This is a genomic window from Streptomyces sp. NPDC026672 (assembly GCF_040638185.1).
In the GTDB taxonomy this organism is placed as follows: Bacteria; Actinomycetota; Actinomycetes; order Streptomycetales; family Streptomycetaceae; genus Streptomyces.
Genome location: NZ_JBEZXS010000036.1, coordinates 58,335 through 80,579, shown reverse-complemented (window position 1 = coordinate 80,579; position 22,245 = coordinate 58,335). Strand labels below are relative to the sequence as shown.

Genomic DNA, 22,245 nt, shown 5'->3' with positions numbered 1-22,245 from the left:
ACCATTGAATATACGCAAAGAAATCCCCCGGGCGCAATTGCCCGGGGGATTTCTTGTGTGCCGCGGTCGTTCAGAGGACGTCGGAGAGTTCTTCCAGCAGCCGTCGTTTCGGCCGTGCCCCGACCATCGAGCGCACGGGTTCGCCGCCGCGGAACACCAGGAACGTCGGCATGGACAGCACCTTGTGGGCGTTGGTGGTGAGGGGGTTGGTGTCCACGTCGAGCTGCACCACCTTGAGCCGGTCGCCGTACTCCTCGGCGAGGGCCGCGAGCACCGGGCCCATCTGCCGGCAGGGCGGGCACCAGTCGGCGGTGAACTCCACCAGGACGGGCAGTGCCGAGCCGAGCACCTCGTCCGCGAAGTCCGCGTCCGTCACCTCGGTCACTCCGGCCGCCTTGATCATCGTTCGAGCCCTCCCAGTTCGCACGTGGGCTCCGGACCTCCCGGAGCCAGCGCCTCGGCGGCCAGCTCGTCCCTCGCCCGCTCGGCCTTCGCCAACTGGGCGCCGACCTGGGCGCGCACCGCCCGCAGCTCGCCGATCAGCGCGTCCAGCTCGTCGAGCTTGCGCCGGTAGACCACGAGCGAGGCGGGGCAGGAGTCGCCCTCGGGGTGCCCGGCGCGCAGGCAGTCCACGAAGGGCCGGGTCTCCTCCAGGTCGAACCCGAAGTCCCGCAGCGTCCTGATCTGCCGCAGCACGTGCAGGTCCCGCTCGTCGTAGGCGCGGTGCCCGTGCGCGTCCCGCCGGGCGGGCAGCAGTCCCCGGGCCTCGTAGTAGCGCAGCGCCCGTGCCGTGGTCCCCGCGCGTGCGGCCAGCTCACCGATTCGCATAGCCGTGACCGTAGGCCCTGACGTCGGCGTCAAGGCAAGGGCGGCCGCTCACAGGGGCACTCCGGCGGACTCCTCCACCTCCAGCAGGGAGGCGCTGTGGCGTTCCTCGTCGAAGGCCCGCCGTCCGCCGCGCAGTCCGAACAGCCGTTTGGCGAGGGCGATGTAGAGGACGGCGAGGACGTTGAGGACGAGGGTGGCGATCTTCAGCCCGCTGACGTGCTCGGTGAGTTCGTAGACCTCCAGCGGCAGGAACGCGGCGGTGGCGACCACCGTCAGGTACTCGGCCCAGCGCTTGGCGTACCAGAGGCCCACCGCCTCGACGAGTTCGATCAGCGCGTACGCGAGCAGGGCGCCCGCGACCACCAGCAGGGTGGAGTGCCGGTAGCCGAAGGCCTTCTGGACGGAGCCGACGACCGGCGAGTGGTCGAGGTCGTAGTGGAAGTGCCGGAAGACCGGGCGGAAGACGTCCAGGTTCTCGTCGAACAGCCGGCGGACCGCGTCCTGGCTGTTGCTGAACTTCCACACCGCCGCGGCGGCCAGCACGATGAACACCCCGCGCAGGGCCCGCTCGACCGCCAGGAACCGCAGGATGAACAGGTCCCGCAGCACCTTCCCGCGCGGCACGAGCGGGGCGTCCTCGGCGGGGCCCGAGCCGTGCGGTTCGCCGAGCACGAAGTCCCCGCAGCGCAGACAGCGCCACACGTCGCCGAGGGCGGTCCTGGCGTGCAGCCGCACCCTCAGCCGGGGGTCGTCCGGCGCGTACGTCACGTGCCCCTTGCGCGCGCAGGTGCGCCGGTCCCAGTCGATCGCCATCCCCCGTGCCCTCCCGTGAACAGTCGACACACCCGCACGTGCCGTTCCGGTCGATCCGGCACGGCACGTTAGTGGATGTCGGTGAGAATCGGTCGTGGACGCTCAGCGTGCCGCGCTGTCGACCAGTTCCTTCTCCTCCGCCGGCTCCTCGGGAGGACACACGTGAGGCGGGCAGCTCCGCCGCGGTCACCCTTCTGACCGCGGCGGGCGTACCCGCCTCACAGGCCACCGCGCTGGTGGCGAGGACAACAACTCCGGACGGCTGAGCTACGGGGGGAGACAACCGCCCGGAGGTCCTGTCCGGTCACCCGGCCCGGGTTCAGGCAGAGCCGGGCAACCGGAGTCCATCTACAGCGCCCCCAAGGAGCTGCGGCCGACTGCCCCGTGACTAGGCGCTCGCGAGCTCCTTCTCGCCCTCTTCCCGCGAACCGTCGGAGACCTCGTGCTCGTCGAGCAGCGTCTTCTCGTCGAACGGCAGGCCGCCCGCGAGGACCGTCTTCACCCGCTCCATGTCGATCTCCTTGGTCCACGTGCCGATCAGCACCGTGGCGACGGCGTTGCCCGCGAAGTTCGTCAGGGCGCGGGCCTCGCTCATGAAGCGGTCGATGCCGACGACCAGACCGATACCGTCGACCAGCGCGGGCTTGTGCGACTGGAGACCGCCGGCCAGCGTGGCCAGACCGGCGCCGCTGACACCGGCCGCGCCCTTGGACGCCAGCAGCAGGAACAGCAGCAGCGGGATCTGCTCGCCGATGGACATCGGCGTGCCCAGGGCGTCCGCGATGTAGAGCGACGCCATGGTCATGTAGATCATCGTGCCGTCGAGGTTGAAGGAGTAGCCGGTCGGAACGGTGATGCCGACCACCGGCTTGCTGACGCCCAGGTGCTCCATCTTCGCGATGAGCCGCGGCAGCGCGGACTCGGAGGAGGAGGTGGACAGGATCAGCAGGAACTCGCGGCCCAGGTACTTCAGCAGCATGAGGATGTTCAGGCCGGAGATGACCCGCAGCAGGATGCCGAGCACGACGAACACGAACAGGACGCAGGTGATGTAGAAGCCGAGCATCAGGACGGCGAGGCTCTTGAGCGCGTCGAGACCGGCGGAGCCGACCACGGCGGCGATGGCGCCGAACGCACCGATGGGGGCGGCCCACATGACCATGCCGAGGATGCGGAAGACGAGCCGCTGGATGTGCTCGATGCCGCGCAGCACCGGCTGGCCCTTGGTGCCCATGGCCTGGAGCGCGAACCCGGTGAGCAGCGCGATCAGCAGCGTCTGGAGGACCTGGCCCTCGGTGAACGCGGAGACGAAGGTCAGCGGAATGATCGACAGCACGAAGTCGACCGGCGGCAGCGCGTCGTCGGACACCTGCGCGTGGCCGGTCTCCTTCAGGGCGTTGGTCAGGTGCAGCCCGTCACCGGGGTGCAGGATGTTGCCGACGACCAGACCGATGGCCAGCGCGACGAGCGACATCACCAGGAAGTAGCCGAGGGCGATGCCGCCGACGGCGCCGACCTTGGCGGCCTTGCGCACGGAGCCGATGCCGAGGACGATCGTGCAGAAGATGATCGGGGAGATCATCATCTTGATCAGGTTCACGAAGCCCGTGCCCAGCGGCTTGAGCTCGACGCCGGCGTCGGGCCAGATGAGGCCCACGGCGATGCCGAGCACAACCGCGGCGATGACCGCGATGTAGAGATAGTGGGTACGGTCCCGCTTCACGGCGGGCGCGGCAGGTGCCGTATCGGGGGAACTGGCGGCGGCCACGGCTGCCCTCCTTGACGTCTTCGTCGGCATCACCGGCGTGCGGCTCACGTCCGGGGTTATGAGGAATGCCGTGACTATCTCCCGCTCTGTGAGGCCGGTCACCCTTCCGTTCATTTAGTTCACGCTTGACGGCCGGGGCACACTGACGGCATGCGTTTCCCCGATCTCCCCAGGCCGCGCAGCCTGGCCGGACAGCTCTTCGCGATGCAGGCCGTGCTCATCGCGGTGGTCGTGACGGGGTACGCGCTGTTCACCTACGTCAGCGACCGCAACCAGGCCGAGGAGGCGGCGACCCGCCAGGTCGTCGCGGTCGCCCGCTCCATCGCCGACTCCCCCTCCGTGCGGGAGGCGATCCACACGCCGGACCCCACGGCGGAGCTCCAGCCGTACGCCCTCCAGGTCATGCGGGACACCGGCGTCGACTTCGTGACGATCATGAACACGGACGGCATCCGCTGGACCCACCCGGACGAGCGGCAGATAGGGAAACGGTTCCTCGGGCACATCAGCAGCGCCCTGCACGGCCACTCCTTCACCGAGACGTTCACCGGCACGCTCGGCGCCTCCGTGCGCGCGGTGACCCCGGTCGAGGAGAACGGCAGGGTGATCGGCCTGGTCAGCGCCGGCATAAGGGTCGACGCGATCAGCGAACGGGTGCAGGAGCAGGTCACCGCGCTGATCGGTGTCGCCGGGGGCGCGCTGCTGCTGGGCGCGGTCGGCACGTATGTCGTCAACGCCCGGCTGCGCCGCCACACGCACAACATGAACGCGTCCGAGCTGAGCCGGATGCACGACTACCACCAGGCCACCCTGCACGCGGTGCGCGAGGGGCTGCTGATGCTGGACGGCCGGTTCCGGGTGGCGCTCATCAACGACGGCGGGCGCGAACTGCTCGGCGTCGCCGCGGAGGCGGACGTCGTGGGCCGGTCGGTGGCGGACATCGGGCTGCCCGCGCCGCTGACCGGGGCGCTGCTGTCGTCGGAGCCCCGGGTGGACGAGGTGCATCTGACGGCCGACCGGGTGCTGGTGGTCAACACCTCACCGGTGTCCGGCGGTGAGCGCCGCGGCACGGTCGTCACCCTCCGCGATGTCACCGAACTCCAGTCCCTCATGGGCGAGTTGGACTCCGAGCGCGGGTTCACCCAGGCGCTGCGCTCCCAGGCCCACGAGGCGGCGAACCGGCTGCACACGGTCGTCTCCCTGATCGAACTGGGCCGGGCCGAGGAGGCCGTGGACTTCGCGACCGCCGAGCTGGAGCTGGCGCAGGCCCTCACCGACCAGGTCGTGGCCGCCGTCGGCGAGCCGGTGCTCGCGGCGCTGCTGCTCGGCAAGACCGCCCAGGCCAACGAGCGGGGCGTGGAACTGGTCGTCTCGCCCGACAGCCGGCTGGACGACGGGCTCCTGCCGCGCAGCCTGCCCGCCCGTGACCTGGTGACCATCCTCGGCAACCTGATCGACAACGCGGTGGACGCGGCCCAGGGCAGCGTGCGCGCCCGGGTCACCGTGACGGCGTTCGCGGACGACCGCGAACTGGTGCTGCGGGTCACGGACACCGGCACGGGGGTGGATCCCGCCCATGCCGAACTGGTATTCAAGCGGGGGTTCTCGACAAAACCGGCGGGCCCCTCGGGACGGGGGCTCGGGCTGGCGCTGGTGCGGCAGGCCGTCATCCGGCACGAGGGGACGCTGACGGTGGCGGAGAGCGCGGAAGAAGGCGAGGGCGGAGCCGTGTTCCAGGTACGGCTGCCGTTGGGCACGGCGAGCACGGAGACCCCGGACGGCCCCGGGACGCCGGAAACATCGGAGGCCCCGGGGGCGGCGGTCTCCGCGGCCGGGGCGCGCGGACGTGTCGCGGCGCGAGGTGAGGCATGACGGCCGAACCGTCCATCCGCGTCCTCGTCGTGGAGGACGACCCGGTCGCCGCGGACGCGCACCTGATGTACGTCGGACGGGTGCCGGGGTTCGTCGCGGTCGGGAAGGCGCACACGGGCGTCGAGGCGCGGCGCCTGCTGGACCGCACCCCGGTGGACCTGCTCCTCCTCGACCTGCACCTGCCGGACGTGCACGGGCTGCAGTTCGCCAGGTCGCTGCGGGCGGCGGGGCACCACGCCGACGTGATAGCGGTGACCTCGGCCCGGGACCTGACCGTGGTGCGCGAGGGCGTGTCGCTCGGGGTCGTGCAGTACGTCCTCAAGCCGTTCACCTTCGCGACGCTGCGCGACCGGCTGCTGCGGTACGCCGAGTTCCACGCGGCGGCGGGCGAGGCGAGCGGCCAGGACGAGGTGGACCGGGCCCTGGCGACCCTGCGCGCCCCGGGCCCCGCGGCCCTCCCGAAGGGGCTGAGCGCGCCGACCCTGGAACGGGTGACGGTGACCCTGCGCGACTGCGGCGACGGCCTCACCGCGGCCGGGGCGGCGGAGGCGGTCGGCATCTCCCGCATCACGGCCCGCCGTTACCTGGAGCACCTGGTCGACACCGGGCGGGCCGCCCGCAGCCCCCAGTACGGGACCGTCGGGCGGCCGGAGTTGCAGTACCGCTGGGTCAAGGGCCAGTGAGCCGGGACTGCTCCACAGGATTGTCCTGTGCACGCTCATTGACCTGACTAGACCAGTCCTCCTACCTTCACACGGGCAACCACCCAGGCCACACCGTCGTGAGCCCGTAGGAGGTCCTGCCCGTGCGCCCCACCGCCGCTCTCACCGCCCTCCTGTCCGCAACCCTCGCCGCGTCCGCGCTCACCGCGTGCGGTGGCGGAGGCGGCAGCGATCCGGACACCGTGAAGGTCTCCTTCAAACAGTCCACGGACAACTCCATCAAGGTGATGGACACCTATCTCGCCGACATCAAGAAGGAATTCGAGAAGCAGTACCCGGGCAAGAAGGTCGAGTTCGTGCCCGTGAAGGCCCCGGACGCGGAGTACTACACCAAGCTCCAGCAGATGCTGCGCTCCCCCAGAACCGCCCCCGACCTGGTCTACGAGGACACCTTCCTCATCAACTCGGACATCACCAGCGGCTATCTGCGCCCCCTCGACCCGTACCTCGAGAAGTGGCAGGACTGGCAGCAGTTCATCGACACCGCGAAGTCGGCGGCCAAGGGCCAGGACGGGAAGACGTACGGCGTCCCGGACGGCACCGACACCCGCGGACTCTGGTTCGACAAGGGGGTGTTCGCGAAGGCGGGCCTGCCGGCCGACTGGCAGCCGAAGACCTGGGACGAGGTCCTCGACGCGGCGCGCACCATCAAGCGGAAGGTCCCCGGCGTCACTCCGCTCAACGTCTACACGGGCAAACCCGCGGGCGAGGCCGCCACCATGCAGGGCTTCGAGATGCTGCTGTACGGGACCGGCGACGGCAGCGCGGACCCGCTGTACGACAGCGGCAGCAAGAAGTGGATCGCCTCGACGCAGGCGTTCAAGGACGCGCTCGGGTTCGTCGAGACCGTCTACAAGGAGAAGCTGGGCCCGGAGGTCGCCGACGCCCTCGACCCCAACTTCGGCACCCGGGTGCGCGGTGAACTCCTCCCCCAGGGCAAGCTCGGCATCAACCTCGACGGCTCCTGGCTGCCCCAGGACTGGCTCAGCGGCAGCGGCCACGAATGGCCCGACTGGTCGAAGCGGCTGGGGCTCGCCCACATGCCCACCCAGCACGGCCAGGCCCCCGGCAGCGTGAGCATGTCCGGCGGCTGGACCTGGGCGATCCCGGCCAAGGCCGCCCACCCCGACCTCGCGTTCGACTTCATCAGGACGATGCAGACGAAGGCGAACGCGCAGAAGTGGTACATCGCCAACTCCGGCATCGCCGTGCGCAAGGACGTCGCCGCCGACCCCGCGTACATCCAGGCCCAGCCCGGTCTGAAGTTCTTCACCGACCTGGTCGCCACCACCCACTACCGGCCCGCCTACCCGGCGTACCCGAAGGTCTCCACCGCCATCCAGGAGGCCATGGAGTCCGTGACGACCGGTGACTCCTCGGTCGAGCAGGCCGCCGAGGACTACGACGAAACGCTGAAGAAGGCCACCGACGACCAAGTGATCCAGAAGTGAGCCGCGTCCGCGCCGTCCGCGTCCTGCCGCTGACGCCGGCCGTCGTCCTGCTGCTCCTCTTCCTCGCCGGACCCATCGCCTACTGCGCCTACATCGCCTTCACCGACCTCCAGCTGACCGGCCAGGCCCACTCCTCGTTCATCGGGTTCGAGAACTTCCGCACGGCGTTCCAGGACGACGCGTTCCTCAACGCCGTATGGCTGACGCTGGTGTTCACGGTGCTGTCGTCCCTGGTCGGCCAGAACACGCTGGGGCTGGCCCTGGCCACGCTGATGCGGCGGGCGTCGCGACCGGTGCGCACCCTCACCGGCGGGGTGGTGATCACCGCGTGGGTGCTGCCCGAAGTGGTCGCCGGGTTCCTGCTGTACGCCTTCTTCCGCCGCGAGGGCACGCTCAACGCGATCCTGGAAGTCCTCCATCTGCCGCGCCAGAACTGGCTGTTCACCCTGCCGATCCTGGCGGTGTCGTTCGCCAACGTCTGGCGCGGCACCGCCTTCTCGATGCTCGTCTACTCGGCCGCGCTCGACGAGATACCGCAGGAGGTCACGGAAGCGGCCGAGGTGGACGGCGCGGGCGGCTGGCGGCGCATGTGGCACATCACGCTGCCGATGATCCGCCGCTCCATCGGCACCAACCTGATGCTCAACACCCTCCAGACGCTCTCGGTGTTCGGGCTGATCTGGGTGATGACCCGGGGCGGGCCCGGCGACCGCAGCCAGACCCTGCCGCTGTACATGTACGAGCAGGCGTTCCAGAACAGCATGATCGGCTACGCGACGGCGGTCGCCCTGCTGCTGCTCGTCGTCGGCTCCCTGTTCTCGGTCCTGTATCTGCGTCTGCTGCGTACGGAGGTCTGACGACAGCCATGGCCCGGACCCTCTCCTCCCGCCGCACGGCCCGCCGGCTCGCGGCCGACGCGGGACTGCTCTGCGTCGCCGTCGCGTTCGCGCTGCCGCTCGCCTGGGTGGTGCTCTCCTCCCTCGATCCGCGCGCGGACCTCAGGGTGAAGGCGCCGGACGGTGTCACGCTCGGCAACTTCGACGCCGTCCTCACCCCGGACATCACCCTCACCCCGCTGCTCAACAGCCTGATCCTGTGCGGCGGGGCGACCCTGCTGACCGTGGTGTGCGCGGCGCTCGCCGCCTATCCGCTGTCCCGGTTCCGCTCGCGGTTCAACCGGCCGTTCCTGCTGACCGTGCTGTTCGCGACGAGCCTGCCCGTCACGGCGATCATGGTGCCGGTGTACGCCCTGTTCGTCCGGGTGAACCTCATCGACACCATGCAGGGCACGATCCTGTTCTTCGCCGCGTCCGCGCTGCCCTTCGCGATCTGGCTGATGAAGAACTTCATGGACGGGGTGCCGAAGGAACTGGAGGAGGCGGCCTGGACGGACGGCGCCTCGGCGCTCCAGTCGCTGGTGCGGATCGTGCTGCCGCTGATGGGGCCGGGCGTCTCCGTGGTGACCGTCTTCAGCTTCGTGATGATGTGGGGGAACTTCTTCGTCCCCTTCATGCTGCTGTTCAGCCCGGACCTGATGCCGGCCTCGGTCGGCATCAACGAGTTCTTCGGCAACCACGGCACGGTGATCTACGGGCAGCTGGCCGCCTACTCGGTCATCTACTCGACACCGGTGATCCTGCTGTACGTCCTGGTGGCCCGCCGGATGGGCGGCGGCTTCGCCCTCGGCGGGGCCGTCAAGGGGTGAGCCGCCCGCGCTCCGGAAGACCCGACCCGGCCTCGTCTAGAAGACCGACTCGGCCTCGTCCATGCGGTCCTTGGGAACCGTCTTCAGCTCCGTGACGGCCTCCGCGAGCGGCACCATCACGATGTCGGTGCCGCGCAGCGCGGTCATCCGGCCGAACTCGCCCCGGTGCGCGGCCTCCACCGCGTGCCAGCCGAAGCGGGTCGCGAGCACCCGGTCGTACGCGGTCGGCGTGCCGCCGCGCTGGACGTGGCCGAGGATGACCGGCTTGGCCTCCTTGCCGAGGCGCCGCTCCAGCTCGTACGCGAGGGCCGTGCCGATGCCCTGGAAGCGCTCGTGGCCGTACTGGTCGATCTCGCCGTGTCCGTAGTCCATGGTGCCCTCGGCGGGGTGGGCGCCCTCGGCGACGCAGATCACGGCGAACTTCTTGCCGCGGTCGAAGCGCTCCTCGACCATCTTGATCAGGTCGCCGGGGTCGAAGGGCCGCTCGGGCAGGCAGATGCCGTGGGCGCCCGCGGCCATGCCGGACTCCAGGGCGATCCAGCCGGCGTGCCGGCCCATGACCTCGACGACCATCACGCGCTGGTGGGACTCGGCGGTGGTCTTCAGCCGGTCCATGGCCTCGGTCGCCACGCCGACGGCGGTGTCGAAGCCGAAGGTGCGGTCGGTGGAGGAGATGTCGTTGTCGATGGTCTTCGGCACGCCGACGACGGGCAGACCCGCGTCGGAGAGCATCCGGGCCGCGGTCAGCGTGCCCTCGCCGCCGATCGGGATGAGCGCGTCGATGCCGAAGGAACGCATGATGTCGGCGCCGCTCTCGCACGCCTCGCGCAGCCGGTCGCGCTCCAGCCGGGAGGAGCCGAGTATGGTGCCGCCGCGCGCCAGGATGCCGCTGACCGCGTCCAGGTCGAGCGTGCGGTAGTGGCCGTCGAGCAGTCCCCGGTAGCCGTCCTCGAAGCCGATGACCTCGTCGCCGTACTGCGCGACGGCACGGTGCACGACCGACCGGATCACTGCGTTCAGGCCGGGGCAGTCGCCGCCTGCGGTGAGAACTCCGATGCGCATCGTGCTGTGTCTCCTGCTCGCTTCGATACCGGTGAGCCACACCGATTCTTTCATGCCCGGAACCCGGAACGCCGCTGCCCCTCCTGGCGGGCGCCTTAACCTCGCGCGGGGGTATTGTCAAGATGGTTCTGCTCACCTCGGTGGGCGATTTTTGTGCACGGACGACGACGAACCACGCCGTCCTCACACGAAACGGAGAGCACGCGTGACGCGCAGCGTGTACGTGACCGGTATCGACCGCGGCGACGGCCGCCAGGTCGTCGAGCTGGGGGTGATGGAGATCCTCACCCGGCAGGTCGACCGGGTGGGAGTCTTCCGACCGCTCGTCCATCACATACCCGACCACCTCTTCGATCTGCTGCGGGCCCGCTACCGGCTCTCCCAGGACCCCGCGACCGTGTACGGGATGGACTACCACGAGGCGTCCGCCCTCCAGGCCGAGCGCGGCACCGACGAGCTGGTGTCCACCCTCGTCGACCGCTTCCACGCCGTCGCCCGCGACTACGACGTGGTCCTCGTCCTCGGCACCGACTTCGCCGACACCCAGCTGCCCGACGAACTCGCCCTGAACGCACGGCTCGCCAACGAGTTCGGCGCCGCCGTGATCCCGGTCGTCGGCGGCCGCAAGCAGACCGCCGAGTCCGTGCGCGCCGAGATCCGCAACGCCTACCGGGCCTACGCCGGCCTGGGCTGCGACGTGCTCGCCATGGTCGCCAACCGGGTGGCCCGCGAGGACCGCGACCGGATCGCCGAGCGGGTCGACGGCCGCCTCCCGGTGCCCTGCTACGTCGTGCCCGACGAGCCCGCCCTGTCCGCGCCGACGGTGGCCCAGATCTGCCAGGCCCTCGACGCCAGGGTGCTGCTCGGCGACGACTCCGGGCTCGCCCGCGACGCGCTCGACTTCGTCTTCGGCGGGGCCATGCTGCCCAACCTGCTGGCCGCGCTGACCCCGGGCTGTCTGGTCGTGACCCCGGGCGACCGCGCCGACCTGGTCGTCGGCTCGTTCGCCGCGCACAGCGCGAGCACCCCGCCCATCGCCGGTGTGCTGCTCACCCTGAACGAGGTGCCGAGCGACGAGATCCTCACCCTCGCCGCCCGCCTCGCCCCCGGCACCCCGGTCATCTCCGTGCCGGGCAACAGCTTCCCCACCGCCGAGCGGCTGTTCTCCCTGGAGGGCAAGCTGAACGCGGCCACCCCGCGCAAGGCGGAGACCGCGCTCGGCCTGTTCGAGCGGTACGTCGACACCGGGGACCTCCTCAAGCGGGTGAGCACCCCGAGCAGCGACCGGGTCACCCCGATGATGTTCGAGCACCAGCTGCTGGAGCAGGCCCGTTCCGACCGGCGCCGGGTCGTCCTGCCGGAGGGCACCGAGGAGCGGGTGCTGCGCGCTGCCGAGGTGCTGCTGCGCCGCGGTGTGTGCGACCTGACCCTGCTCGGGCCGCTCGACCAGATCCGCAAGAAGGCCGCCGACCTCGGCATCGACCTCGGCGACACCCAGCTGATCGACCCGGCCACCTCCGAACTGCGGGACTCCTTCGCCGAGAAGTACGCCCAGCTGCGCGCCCACCGGGGCGTGACGGTCGAGCTGGCCTACGACGTCGTCTCCGACGTGAACTACTTCGGCACGCTGATGGTCCAGGAGGGCCTGGCCGACGGCATGGTGTCGGGTTCCGTGCACTCCACGGCCGCCACCATCCGGCCCGCCTTCGAGATCATCAAGACCACACCTGACTCCTCGATCGTCTCGTCGGTGTTCTTCATGTGCCTGGCCGACAAGGTGCTGGTCTACGGCGACTGCGCGGTCAACCCCGACCCGAACGCCGAGCAGCTGGCGGACATCGCCATCCAGTCGGCGGCCACGGCCGCGCGCTTCGGCGTGGAGCCGCGGATCGCGATGCTGTCGTACTCCACCGGTACGTCCGGCACGGGCGTCGACGTCGACAAGGTGCGCGAGGCCACCGAACTGGCGCGCTCGCGGCGGCCCGACCTGAAGGTCGAGGGCCCGATCCAGTACGACGCGGCCGTGGAGCCGACGGTCGCCGCGACCAAACTGCCGGGCTCCGAGGTGGCCGGGCAGGCGTCGGTGCTGATCTTCCCGGACCTCAACACGGGCAACAACACCTACAAGGCCGTGCAGCGTTCGGCCGGCGCGATCGCGGTCGGGCCGGTCCTCCAGGGGCTGCGCAAGCCCGTCAACGACCTGTCCCGGGGCGCGCTCGTCCAGGACATCGTGAACACCGTCGCCATCACGGCGATCCAGGCCCAGATCCCCGACCAGAAGGTGTCCGAGCAGTGAGCCCCAGCCGTGTCCTCGTCCTCAACTCCGGTTCCTCGTCGGTGAAGTACCAGCTGCTGGACATGAGTGACCGCAGCCGGCTGGCCGTCGGTCTCGTGGAGCGCATCGGCGAGCAGACCTCCCGGCTCCGGCACACGTGCGTGAGCACGGGCGACACCCGTGAGCAGAACGGGCCGATCGCCGACCACGAGGCCGCCCTCAAGGCCGTGGCGGAGGAGCTGGGCCGCGACGGCATCGGGCTGGAGTCCCCGGAGCTTGCCGCGATCGGCCACCGGGTGGTGCACGGCGGTCTGTTCTTCACCGAGCCGACGGTCGTGGACGAGGAGGTGCTCACCGAGATCGAGCGCCTCGTCCCGGTCGCGCCGCTGCACAACCCCGCCAACCTCACCGGCATCCGCACCGCGCAGGCCCTGCGCCCCGACCTGCCCCAGGTCGCCGTCTTCGACACGGCGTTCCACACGACGATGCCGGAGGCGGCGGCGCGCTACGCCATCGACCCGAAGCTCGCCGACCGCCACCGCATCCGCCGCTACGGCTTCCACGGCACCTCGCACGCGTACGTCTCCCGCGAGACCGCGAGGCTGCTGGGCCGGGCGCCGGAGGACGTGAACGTGATCGTGCTGCACCTGGGCAACGGGGCGTCGGCCTCGGCGGTGCGCGGCGGGACGTGCGTGGACACCTCCATGGGGCTCACGCCGCTGGAGGGGCTGGTGATGGGAACGCGCTCCGGCGACCTCGATCCGGCCGTCATCTTCCATTTGCAGCGGGTTGGCGGAATGTCCATGGACGAGATCGACACTCTTCTCAACAAGAGAAGCGGTCTCTTCGGCCTGTGCGGCGACAATGACATGAGGGAGATCCGGCGGCGGATCGACGAGGGGGACGCGGAGGCGCGGCTGGCCTTCGACATCTACATTCACCGCCTGAAGAAGTACATCGGTGCCTATTACGCGGTACTGGGACGGGTGGACGCGGTCGTGTTCACGGCGGGGGTCGGGGAGAACGCGGACGAGGTGCGGGCGGCGGCCGTCGAGGGCTTGGAGGGACTGGGCCTCTCGGTGGACGACGCGCTGAACGCCGTGCGCGACGACCGGGCGCGGCTGATCTCGCCGGAGGGCTCCCGGGTGGCCGTGGCGGTGGTGCCGACCGACGAGGAACTGGAGATCGCGACACAGACCTACGCACTGGTCGGAAATAACGGCTGAGCATAAAGCCGCTCACTTGTATCTTCCGCCAGACGGAATATTCCGTAGCGAAACAAACCGATAGGATCGCCCCATGCGCCGTTCGAAAATCGTCTGTACTCTCGGCCCCGCGGTCGACTCCCACGAGAAGCTCGTCTCCATGATCGAGGCGGGTATGAATGTGGCCCGGTTCAATTTCAGTCACGGCACCCACGCCGACCACCAGGGCCGGTACGACCGCGTCCGGGCGGCGGCGAAGGAGACGGGCCGTGCCATCGGCGTCCTCGCCGACCTCCAGGGCCCGAAGATCCGTCTGGAGACCTTCGCCGAGGGTCCGGTCGAGCTGGAGCGCGGTGACGAGTTCGTCATCACGGCCGAGGACGTGCCGGGCGACAAGCAGATCTGCGGTACGACGTACAAGGGGCTGCCGTCCGACGTCGCGCGCGGCGACCAGATCCTCATCAACGACGGCAACGTCGAGCTGAAGGTCCTGGACGTCGAGGGCCCGCGGGTGAAGTCGATCGTCATCGAGGGCGGTGTCGTCTCCGACCACAAGGGCATCAACCTGCCCGGCGCGGCCGTCAACGTGCCCGCGCTCAGCGAGAAGGACATCGAGGACCTGCGCTTCGCGCTGCGCATGGGCTGCGACATGGTCGCCCTGTCCTTCGTCCGCGACGCCAAGGACATCCAGGACGTCCACCGGGTCATGGACGAGGAGGGCCGCCGCGTCCCCGTCATCGCCAAGGTGGAGAAGCCGCAGGCGGTCGACAACATGGAGGACGTCGTGATGGCGTTCGACGGTGTGATGGTCGCCCGTGGCGACCTCGCCGTCGAGTACCCGCTCGAAAAGGTCCCCATGGTGCAGAAGCGCCTGATCGAGCTGTGCCGGCGCAACGCCAAGCCGGTGATCGTGGCGACCCAGATGATGGAGTCGATGATCACCAACTCCCGTCCCACGCGCGCCGAGGCGTCCGACGTGGCCAACGCGATCCTGGACGGCGCGGACGCGGTCATGCTGTCGGCCGAGTCGAGCGTGGGCGCGTACCCGGTCGAGACGGTCAGGACGATGTCGAAGATCGTCCAGGCGGCCGAGGAGGAGCTGCTCTCCAAGGGCCTCCAGCCGCTCGTGCAGGGCAAGAAGCCGCGCACGCAGGGCGGTTCGGTCGCCCGCGCGGCCTGCGAGATCGCGGACTTCCTCGGCGGCAAGGGCCTGATCGCCTTCACGCAGTCCGGTGACACCGCCCGCCGGCTGTGCCGCTACCGCGCGGAGCAGCCGATCGTCGCGTTCACCACCGACGAGGCCACCCGCAACCAGCTCACGCTGAGCTGGGGCGTGGAGTCCCACGTCGTGCCGTTCGTCAACAGCACCGACGAGATGGTCGACCTGGTGGACCAGGAGCTGGCCAAGCTGGGCCGCTTCGACGCGGGTGACACGGTGATCATCACGGCCGGCTCGCCCCCCGGCGTCCCCGGCACCACCAACATGGTCCGGGTCCACCACCTGGGCGGCGTCACCTCCTGACGCACCGCGCGTACGAACGGCCGTGGCCCCGGCCCTCCTTGGACGGAGGGCCGGGGCCACGGCCTTGTGCGGCTCCCGGACGGGTTCGTGGGGCGGTCAGCCGGTGGTGTACACGTGCATCCCGGGCACGTGCAGGGTGCCGCCGAACTGGGCCGCCTGCGTCACCTTGACGTTGGTGAAGTAGATCAGCGGGATGTTGAGCGGCGGCGGGCTGTCGGGACTGAAGGTCACCGGGATCAGACCGAACAGGTTGCCCGAGATGCTCTGGGTGTACATCACGGTGTCGCCGTCGCGGATGGTCGACGTCGACCCCTGGGCCGCCTGCACGTGGTAGGTCTTGCCGGACTGCGAGTCGTCCACCGTCTGGTGCAGGTCCCCGATGTCGGTGCCGTCGGAGATGACGTACTTGAGCACCTTCTTGGTGGTGCCGCCGGCCGTCCTCACCTCCACGACGCCCTGGTAGTCGGCGCCCTTGAGCAACAGCGAACTGGCGTTCAGGTGCCAGGGGTCGTCCGACACCGGCACCTTGTTGTCGACCCCGCCGGTGTCGTCGGTGGCGACCGGGCAGTCGTCGGCGTCGGCGCCCGCCGTGGGCAGCGCGGAGGCCGCCGAACCGGCCGCCTCCTGCACGGCCCCGGTGGTGTCGTCGACGGTCTTCGTGGTGTCCTTCAGCGTCTTGGCCGCCGTGTCGGTGGTGTCCTTCACGGTGTCGTCGACCGTCTTGCCGGCCTTGCCGACCGTGTCCTCGACGGTGCCGGTGACGCCTCCGACGAGATCCTTGGAGGCGTCCGGCGTGGCCGAGGCCGACGCGGACGGTGTGGCGGACGGCGACGGGCTCGCGGTGGACTTCGACGCGGAACCACCGCCGAGGATGCCGGTGATGGTGTCGCCGATGGTGCCGAGCAGGTCCCCGCCCGTCTGGGACGGCGTGCTGTCCGGCGCCGTGGTGCCGGGCTTCCCGGTGTCCCCCGAGGGTGCGGAGGACTGGGACGCGGACGGTGTGGGCCCGGCCTGGTCGTCGGAACCTGAATCCGACGAAGAGTCCTTGCCCGGTTCGCCCTTGCCCGGCTCGGCCGTGTCCCCGGCGCTCGCCGAGGGGCTCGCCGTGGGGTCCGCCGACTCGTCCGCGCTCGCCGAGGCGGACGGGGACGGTGTCGCCGAGGCGTCCTTGGAGCCGTCGAGCGCGGTGACGCAGTCCTTGTACTCGTCGGCCGTCAGGCTCTTGGACGCCGGCGGCGACGACGAGTCGTTGCCCGCGGCGAGGGCGAGCGTGGACGTGAAGCCCATGCCGACGAGGACGGCGGTCGGCATCGCCACGGAGGCGATGGCCTTGCCGGCCGGCATGTGGAACCTGGTGAACAGCGGCTTCTTGGGTGCCGCGTGGCGCGGCCCGGTTCTCACACGGGACTCCTCCACCTCTGTCCCGCGGGTCACCTCGTCAGCCGGCACTGTGCCTCCCGTTCGCCCCGTTGGCCGGGCTCGTTCCTGACAGGTCGTTCGCCGTACCCGTGCCGCCGTCTCCCGCGCCGCCCGTCTCGGCCGGCTGCGGCTGCTGCGGCCGTCCCGGCGCCCAGGAGACGGCCATCGCGCCGCCGACCAGGGCGAACAGGAAGCCCACCAGGAAGCCGCCGAAGTTGGACACGGGGAGGGACACCAGCGCCAGCAGGATCGCGGCGACTCCGGCGAAGGTCCGTACGTGCTGCTGGAACCAGAGGCTGATGCCCAGCACGATGAGCAACACACCGATGATCAGGGATCCGGCGCCCGCGGTGGTCGCCATCGCCAGCGTGAGATGGCCGACCTGGAGATGCGCGTACGGGAAGTACATGATCGGGAAACCACTGAGCAAGACGAACAGACCGGCCCAGAAAGGACGCGTTCCCCGCCAGTCGTGGAACTGGAGCCTCCGGCGGGCGAACGTGCCGGATTCGGCGGCAGGGGTCTCGGCGCTCATGGAAAACAGCTCCCTGGTGCGGTGTTGCTGTAGTAGTGGTGTGGGCCGCGTGTGAAGACGCGGTCCACGTGGGACGGGCGGGGGCGCCAGAGGCTCCCCCGCCCGTCATCGAGTGCTTAGAAGCACTCCTTGGCACCCGTCGAAAGCGACATGTGCAGCCCGCTGAGCTTGAAGGTTCCGGCGGTGGTGGCCCACGCCGTCTGCTCCACCTTGGTCAGCGTGGCCGTGTCGGCCTGCTGCGCGAACCCGAAGGGGTTCGCCTGGTCGCCGCTCTTGATGCCGGGGCCCTTGTGGGCGTCCTTGGCGGCGACACCGATGTCGATGTTGTCGAACGTGGCGTCCGCTTTGAGGTCGGCGACATCGATGTAGATGTTGTCGGCCTCGACCGGCGTGCCGTTGGCGCCCGCTTCGAGCTTCAGGCTGACGGAGCCGAACACCGGGATGTTGGGCGTGACGACGGACTGGCAGAGATTGGTGATCTCGGCCTTGGTGAACGCGGAGACGGCGACGGGGTGAGCCGTCTTCTGGCCGTCGAGCGTGTAACCGCTGTCGATCGCCCCGTACTGCTCGAAGCCGTGGCCCACCAGCTGGTCGGCCGACACCTTGAACGACTGGCCGGACACGCTGAACGACGCCGCGAGAGCGCCCTGCGCGAGCGCGACACCTATGCACGCAGTGGCGGCCACGCTGGGCACCATGACCACAGCGAACCGCTTCCATCTGGTCCCGCCACGCACTTGGGACTCCATATTTCCTCCTTCTCGGACGTACATCTCCTGGCCCGGTGTCGCCGTCGGCGGCTCGGCCGGGCAGGGATGGGAGAAGTGCTACGTCCTCGGGAAGGAGAGCGCCCGCACTCGGAGGCGCGAATCGCGCACCGATCACCGGCGATCACCCCCGAGCGACAACCACTGGTCGCGCCTGACACGCATCACGCACAACCCTGCCGGACAGGCTTCGCCTGGTCGGGCGAAGACCCCCCTGTCCTGGAACCGGCGCCACTGCCGCCGGCTCCGCTCGGTGGGGACCCAGGTGAATCCGCCCGCCCGACCGGCTGTCGGGGATGCGGAAATGGACCGAGCGGCCCCGATCGTGGTGCATTCTCGCCGCCCGCACAAGGGGAGCCGTTACTGGCTAGTAACGGCGGGATGACCGAAGGGCGACCCGCCGCTCTCGAAGGGGCACGCTCGGTGGTTTCCCAGGGCAGAACAAAAGAGTTCAGAGACGGATCTAACCGGGCAGACGATCAACCACGACTTACTGCAAGTAACAGCGGCCGCGTTTACCAAGATTTGGCAAAGCGCGGCCGCGGTGACCTCTCGTCGGCAAATCTTTCACGCGGGCATCACATGCCCTTGCGTTTAGCAACTGGTCACGAAGGGGTCACGCCCCGCCCGGCGTTGGGCTCAGAACAGTGCGCGCGCGAGGGCCCGGCGCGCCCCGATCACCCGGGGGTCGTCGGCCCCGACGACCTCGAACAGCTCCAGCAGACGGCGTCGTACGGCCTCGCGGTCGTCGCCCGCCGTGCGCTGCACCGTCTCGATGAGCCGCCCGAACGCGTCCTCCACATGGCCGCCCACGAGGTCCAGGTCGGCCGCCGTGATCTGCGCCTGCACATCACCCGGCTTCTCGGCCGCCTCCCGGCGCACCTGCTGCGGGTCCACGTTCTGCACACGCTGGAGCAATTCGGCCTGTGCCAGACCGAGTTGGGCCTCCGGGTGGCCCGGGTCGTCGCTCAGCACGTTCTTGTACGCCTGGACGGCGCCGGCCAGGTCGCCCGAGTCCAGCGCCTGGACCGCGGCTTCGAGGAGCGCGTCGTAGGGCCCCTCCGGCGGAGCGCCGGCCGTGGCCTCGGCGCCGCCCGGCTCCGCGTCGGGGTCGACGGTCAGGCCGGTCAGCCCGAAGCGCTGCTCGGCGACCTGCACCAGTTGGTCGAGGGTCTGGCGGATCTGCTCCTCGCCCGCCGCGCCCTGGAAGAGCGGGAGCGCCTGGCCGGCGACGACGGCGAAGACGGCCGGGATGCCCTGGATCCCGAACTGCTGCATCAGCATCTGGTTGGCGTCGACGTCGATCTTCGCGAGCAGGAAGCGCCCGTTGTACTCGACGGCCAGTCGCTCCAGGACCGGGCTCAGCTGCTTGCAGGGCTGACACCACTCGGCCCAGAAGTCGATGACGACCGGTACTTCCGCGGAGCGCTGGAGGATGTCGCGCTCGAATCCCGCTTCATCGACGTCGATGACGAGGTCGGCCGGGGAGACGGCTCCCGTCCCGCCCTGCCGGGCGGCCTCGGCGCGCGTCTGCTCCGCCTTGGCCTTGGCCTCTTGGGCCGCCTTCACCGCGGCGAGGTCGACGACGCCGCTCATGGACATGTTCCGTGGCTGCATGCGTCCATCCTCCCCCGTTCCCGCGCGTGTGTGAAAAGCGGCGGGAAAGCGCGTGCCGGGTCCCCACCCCACGCACTTCTGCTCGTCGCTCATCCGTCCGTGAACGTCGGCCCGCGCACGTCCCGCGCGAGCTTTCGCTACGAGCCGTAGCGTAATGCCGGGAGGGGTCCGCACAACACCTCTCTCCGGTGATCTCCCTCACGGCGGCGGATGAAACGCCGGTGGTTATGGTCTTCGCATGCAGAGCCGCACCCCCGCCGCCCGTCCGGGCCGCCCGCGCAGCGCCGCCGCGGACGCCGCGATCCTGGCGGCGACCCGTCAGGCCCTGGTCGAGCTGGGCTGGTCGGGACTGACGCTGGGGGACGTGGCGAACCGGGCCGGGGTGGCCAAGACGACGCTCTACCGCCGCTGGTCGGGCAAGAACGAACTGGTCGTCGACGCGGTGGCCGAGCTGTTCGACGAACTGGAGCTGCCCGACCGCGGCACGCTCGCCGCCGACGTCGAGGGCGTGGTGCTCCAGTTCGCGGCGATCCTGGCCCGGCCTGAGGCCAAGAGCGGGCTGATGGCCGTGGTGGCGGAGTCGATCAGGGACGACGCGCTGCGCGAGCGCATCCGGTGCTCGATCGTCGAGCGGCAGAAGCGGCTGGTCCTGGAGGGCAGGGCGCGGGCGCAGCGGCGCGGCGAGCTGCCGCCGGAGACGGACGCGACGCGGGCCGCGCGCGCGGTCGACCTCATCTTCGACATCGTCGCCGGGGCGGTGGTGCACCGCACGCTGGTGAGCGCGGAGCCGGCGAACGAGGAGTGGGTCAGGCGCTTCACGGCGGTCCTGCTGGGCGGCCTCGCCGCGGCGGACGGCTGACCCCGCGGCCGTGGCGGCCGTGCGTCGTCCGCTGGTCGTCGAGGAGTTCCGACCCGGGTGTGTGCCGGCCGGGCGGCGGCCGGCACACACGGCGGGTGACGGCGGGCGGTCAGAAGCCGGCGGGCTCCGTGTAGACGCCCCACTCGTCCCGCAGGACGCCGCAGATCTCACCGAGCGTGGCCTCGGCGCGCACCGCGTCCAGCATCGGGCCGATCATGTTGGCGCCGGAGCGTGCGGCGGCCAGCATCCCGTCCAGCCCCGCCCGCACGGCCGCCTCGTCCCGCGCCACCCGGCGTGCGCCGAGCACCCGGACCTGCTCGCGCTCCACCTCGTGGCTGACGCGCAGGATCTCCAGGTCGCCGGTGACGGACCCGGTGTGGACGTTGACGCCCACCACCCGCTTGTCGCCCTTCTCCAAGGACTGCTGGTAGCGGAACGCGGACTCGGCGATCTCGCCGGTGAACCAGCCGTCCTCGATGCCGCGCAGGATGCCGGAGGTGACCGGCCCGATGGGGTGCCGGCCGTCGGGGTGCGCCCGCAGACCCCGCTCCTTGATCTGGTCGAAGATCTTCTCGGCGTCGGCCTCGATGCGGTCGGTGAGCTGCTCGACGAACCACGAACCGCCCAGCGGATCGGCCACGTTGGCGACGCCGGTCTCCTCCATCAGCACCTGCTGGGTGCGCAGCGCGATCTCGGCGGCCCGCTCGCTGGGCAGGGCGAGGGTCTCGTCGAGGGCGTTGGTGTGCAGCGAGTTGGTGCCGCCGAGCACCGCGGCCAGCGCCTCGACGGCCGTGCGCACCACGTTGTTGTACGGCTGCTGGGCGGTCAGCGAGACGCCGGCGGTCTGGGTGTGGAAGCGCAGCCACTGCGCCTTCTCGCTCTTCGCGCCGTAGACGTCCCGCATCCAGCGGGCCCAGATCCTGCGCGCGGCGCGGAACTTGGCGATCTCCTCGAAGAAGTCCACGTGCGCGTCGAAGAAGAAGGACAGGCCGGGGGCGAAGACGTCGACGTCCAGGCCGCGGCTGAGGCCCAGTTCGACGTACCCGAACCCGTCCGCGAGCGTGTACGCCAGCTCCTGCGCGGCCGTCGCCCCGGCCTCGCGGATGTGGTAGCCGGAGACGGAGAGCGGCTTGTAGGCGGGGATGCCGGCGGCGCAGTGCTCCATCAGGTCGCCGATCAGCCGCAGATGGGGCTCGGGCTGGAACAGCCACTCCTTCTGGGCGATGTACTCCTTGAAGATGTCCGTCTGGAGCGTGCCGTTGAGGACGGCCGGGTCGACGCCCTGGCGTTCGGCGGCGACGAGGTACATGCAGAAGACGGGGACGGCGGGGCCGCTGATGGTCATGGAGGTCGTGACGTCGCCGAGCGGGATGTCCTTGAACAGGACCTCCATGTCGGCGGCCGAGTCGATCGCGACGCCGCAGTGCCCGACCTCGCCGAGCGAGCGGGGGTCGTCGGAGTCGCGGCCCATGAGCGTCGGCATGTCGAAGGCGACGGACAGTCCGCCGCCGCCCGCGGCCAGGATCATCTTGTAGCGCTCGTTGGTCTGCTCGGCGTTGCCGAACCCGGCGAACTGCCGGATCGTCCAGGTGCGACCCCGGTAGCCGGTCGGATACAGGCCGCGGGTGAACGGATACTCGCCCGGCCAGCCGATCCGCTCGAAGCCCTCGTAGGTGTCCCCGGGCCGGGGCCCGTAGACCGGCTCGACGGGGTCACCCGAGAGCGTGGTGAAGTCGGCGTCGCGCCTGCGCGCGGCGTCATAGCGGGCCTGCCAGCGTCGGCGGCCGTCCTCGATGGCGTGAGCGTCCATGCCTTCGAATTTACT

General features: G+C 70.2%; 19 protein-coding genes. 9 read left to right on the top strand and 10 right to left on the bottom strand.

The genetic code is table 11. From position 1 onward, the window contains the following. Positions 1 to 70: 70 nt before the first annotated feature. The 4 genes from AB0F77_RS32555 to AB0F77_RS32540 form a co-directional block, all read right to left on the bottom strand. Positions 71 to 403, bottom strand: a complete 333-nt coding sequence (locus AB0F77_RS32555) for a thioredoxin domain-containing protein (protein ID WP_361955273.1) — start codon at positions 401 to 403, stop codon at positions 71 to 73. Next, positions 400 to 828: a MerR family transcriptional regulator gene (locus AB0F77_RS32550; RefSeq protein WP_361955272.1), complete on the bottom strand. Its 429-nt coding sequence runs from the start codon at positions 826 to 828 to the stop codon at positions 400 to 402. The genes AB0F77_RS32555 and AB0F77_RS32550 overlap by 4 nt, the downstream gene beginning before the upstream one ends. A 48-nt stretch (positions 829 to 876) precedes the next feature. Continuing rightward, entirely contained in the window at positions 877 to 1,641 is a 765-nt protein-coding gene (locus AB0F77_RS32545) for a DUF2127 domain-containing protein (RefSeq protein ID WP_361955271.1), read from the bottom strand. Between the two features lie 388 nt (positions 1,642 to 2,029). After that, on the bottom strand, positions 2,030 to 3,409 hold the full coding sequence (locus tag AB0F77_RS32540) for a cation:dicarboxylase symporter family transporter (protein WP_361955270.1): 1,380 nt from the start codon (positions 3,407 to 3,409) through the stop codon (positions 2,030 to 2,032). Between the two features lie 150 nt (positions 3,410 to 3,559). On the opposite strand from AB0F77_RS32540, the gene AB0F77_RS32535 reads away from it, so the two are divergent. From AB0F77_RS32535 to AB0F77_RS32515, 5 genes are all read left to right on the top strand, one after another. Next, on the top strand, positions 3,560 to 5,281 hold the full coding sequence (locus AB0F77_RS32535) for a sensor histidine kinase (RefSeq protein ID WP_361955269.1): 1,722 nt from the start codon (positions 3,560 to 3,562) through the stop codon (positions 5,279 to 5,281). Next, positions 5,278 to 5,964 (top strand): response regulator, encoded by a 687-nt coding sequence (locus tag AB0F77_RS32530; RefSeq protein ID WP_361955268.1) that lies wholly within the window; start codon positions 5,278 to 5,280, stop codon positions 5,962 to 5,964. Before AB0F77_RS32535 ends, AB0F77_RS32530 begins: the two co-directional genes overlap by 4 nt. 122 nt (positions 5,965 to 6,086) lie before the next feature. Then, a complete protein-coding gene (locus AB0F77_RS32525; RefSeq protein WP_361955267.1) occupies positions 6,087 to 7,454 on the top strand; it encodes an extracellular solute-binding protein in 1,368 nt (455 codons plus the stop codon). Beyond that, positions 7,451 to 8,311 carry a sugar ABC transporter permease gene (locus AB0F77_RS32520; RefSeq protein WP_361955266.1) on the top strand — a complete coding sequence of 287 codons (861 nt, stop codon included), beginning with the start codon at positions 7,451 to 7,453 and terminating at the stop codon, positions 8,309 to 8,311. Before AB0F77_RS32525 ends, AB0F77_RS32520 begins: the two co-directional genes overlap by 4 nt. Before the next feature lie 8 nt (positions 8,312 to 8,319). Continuing rightward, the gene (locus tag AB0F77_RS32515; protein WP_361955265.1) at positions 8,320 to 9,159 is read left to right on the top strand and encodes a carbohydrate ABC transporter permease; all 840 of its coding nucleotides are present in this window, start codon (positions 8,320 to 8,322) and stop codon (positions 9,157 to 9,159) included. A gap of 36 nt (positions 9,160 to 9,195) precedes the next feature. Here the strand turns inward: AB0F77_RS32515 and AB0F77_RS32510 are convergent, their stop codons facing one another. Beyond that, positions 9,196 to 10,221, bottom strand: coding sequence for an ATP-dependent 6-phosphofructokinase (locus AB0F77_RS32510; protein WP_361955264.1), 1,026 nt, complete (start codon positions 10,219 to 10,221; stop codon positions 9,196 to 9,198). Positions 10,222 to 10,426: 205 nt separating this feature from the next. Here AB0F77_RS32510 and pta point away from each other — a divergent pair, with 205 nt between their 5' ends. The 3 genes from pta (at position 10,427) to pyk (ending at position 15,223) form a co-directional block, all read left to right on the top strand. Further along, entirely contained in the window at positions 10,427 to 12,517 is a 2,091-nt protein-coding gene (gene pta, locus AB0F77_RS32505; protein WP_361955263.1) for a phosphate acetyltransferase, read from the top strand. Then, positions 12,514 to 13,722: an acetate kinase gene (locus AB0F77_RS32500; RefSeq protein WP_361955262.1), complete on the top strand. Its 1,209-nt coding sequence runs from the start codon at positions 12,514 to 12,516 to the stop codon at positions 13,720 to 13,722. The genes pta and AB0F77_RS32500 overlap by 4 nt, the downstream gene beginning before the upstream one ends. Positions 13,723 to 13,795: 73 nt before the next feature. Then, positions 13,796 to 15,223 carry a pyruvate kinase gene (pyk, locus tag AB0F77_RS32495; RefSeq protein ID WP_361955261.1) on the top strand — a complete coding sequence of 476 codons (1,428 nt, stop codon included), beginning with the start codon at positions 13,796 to 13,798 and terminating at the stop codon, positions 15,221 to 15,223. A gap of 96 nt (positions 15,224 to 15,319) precedes the next feature. On the opposite strand, the gene AB0F77_RS32490 is transcribed toward pyk, so the two are convergent. The 4 genes from AB0F77_RS32490 to AB0F77_RS32475 form a co-directional block, all read right to left on the bottom strand. Beyond that, positions 15,320 to 16,672 carry a hypothetical protein gene (locus AB0F77_RS32490; RefSeq protein WP_361955260.1) on the bottom strand — a complete coding sequence of 451 codons (1,353 nt, stop codon included), beginning with the start codon at positions 16,670 to 16,672 and terminating at the stop codon, positions 15,320 to 15,322. Continuing rightward, positions 16,662 to 17,177, bottom strand: coding sequence for a DUF6114 domain-containing protein (locus AB0F77_RS32485; protein WP_361955259.1), 516 nt, complete (start codon positions 17,175 to 17,177; stop codon positions 16,662 to 16,664). Before AB0F77_RS32485 ends, AB0F77_RS32490 begins: the two co-directional genes overlap by 11 nt. A gap of 116 nt (positions 17,178 to 17,293) precedes the next feature. Next, positions 17,294 to 17,926, bottom strand: a complete 633-nt coding sequence (locus tag AB0F77_RS32480; protein WP_361955258.1) for a DUF6230 family protein — start codon at positions 17,924 to 17,926, stop codon at positions 17,294 to 17,296. Positions 17,927 to 18,583: 657 nt separating this feature from the next. Then, positions 18,584 to 19,561, bottom strand: coding sequence for a tetratricopeptide repeat protein (locus AB0F77_RS32475; protein ID WP_361955257.1), 978 nt, complete (start codon positions 19,559 to 19,561; stop codon positions 18,584 to 18,586). A gap of 238 nt (positions 19,562 to 19,799) precedes the next feature. On the opposite strand from AB0F77_RS32475, the gene AB0F77_RS32470 reads away from it, so the two are divergent. After that, complete coding sequence (locus AB0F77_RS32470) at positions 19,800 to 20,420, top strand: TetR/AcrR family transcriptional regulator (protein ID WP_361955256.1); 621 nt, start codon at positions 19,800 to 19,802, stop codon at positions 20,418 to 20,420. A 109-nt stretch (positions 20,421 to 20,529) separates the two neighbouring features. On the opposite strand, the gene AB0F77_RS32465 is transcribed toward AB0F77_RS32470, so the two are convergent. Further along, a complete protein-coding gene (locus AB0F77_RS32465; protein WP_361955255.1) occupies positions 20,530 to 22,230 on the bottom strand; it encodes a methylmalonyl-CoA mutase family protein in 1,701 nt (566 codons plus the stop codon). Between the last annotated feature and the right edge of the window lie 15 nt (positions 22,231 to 22,245).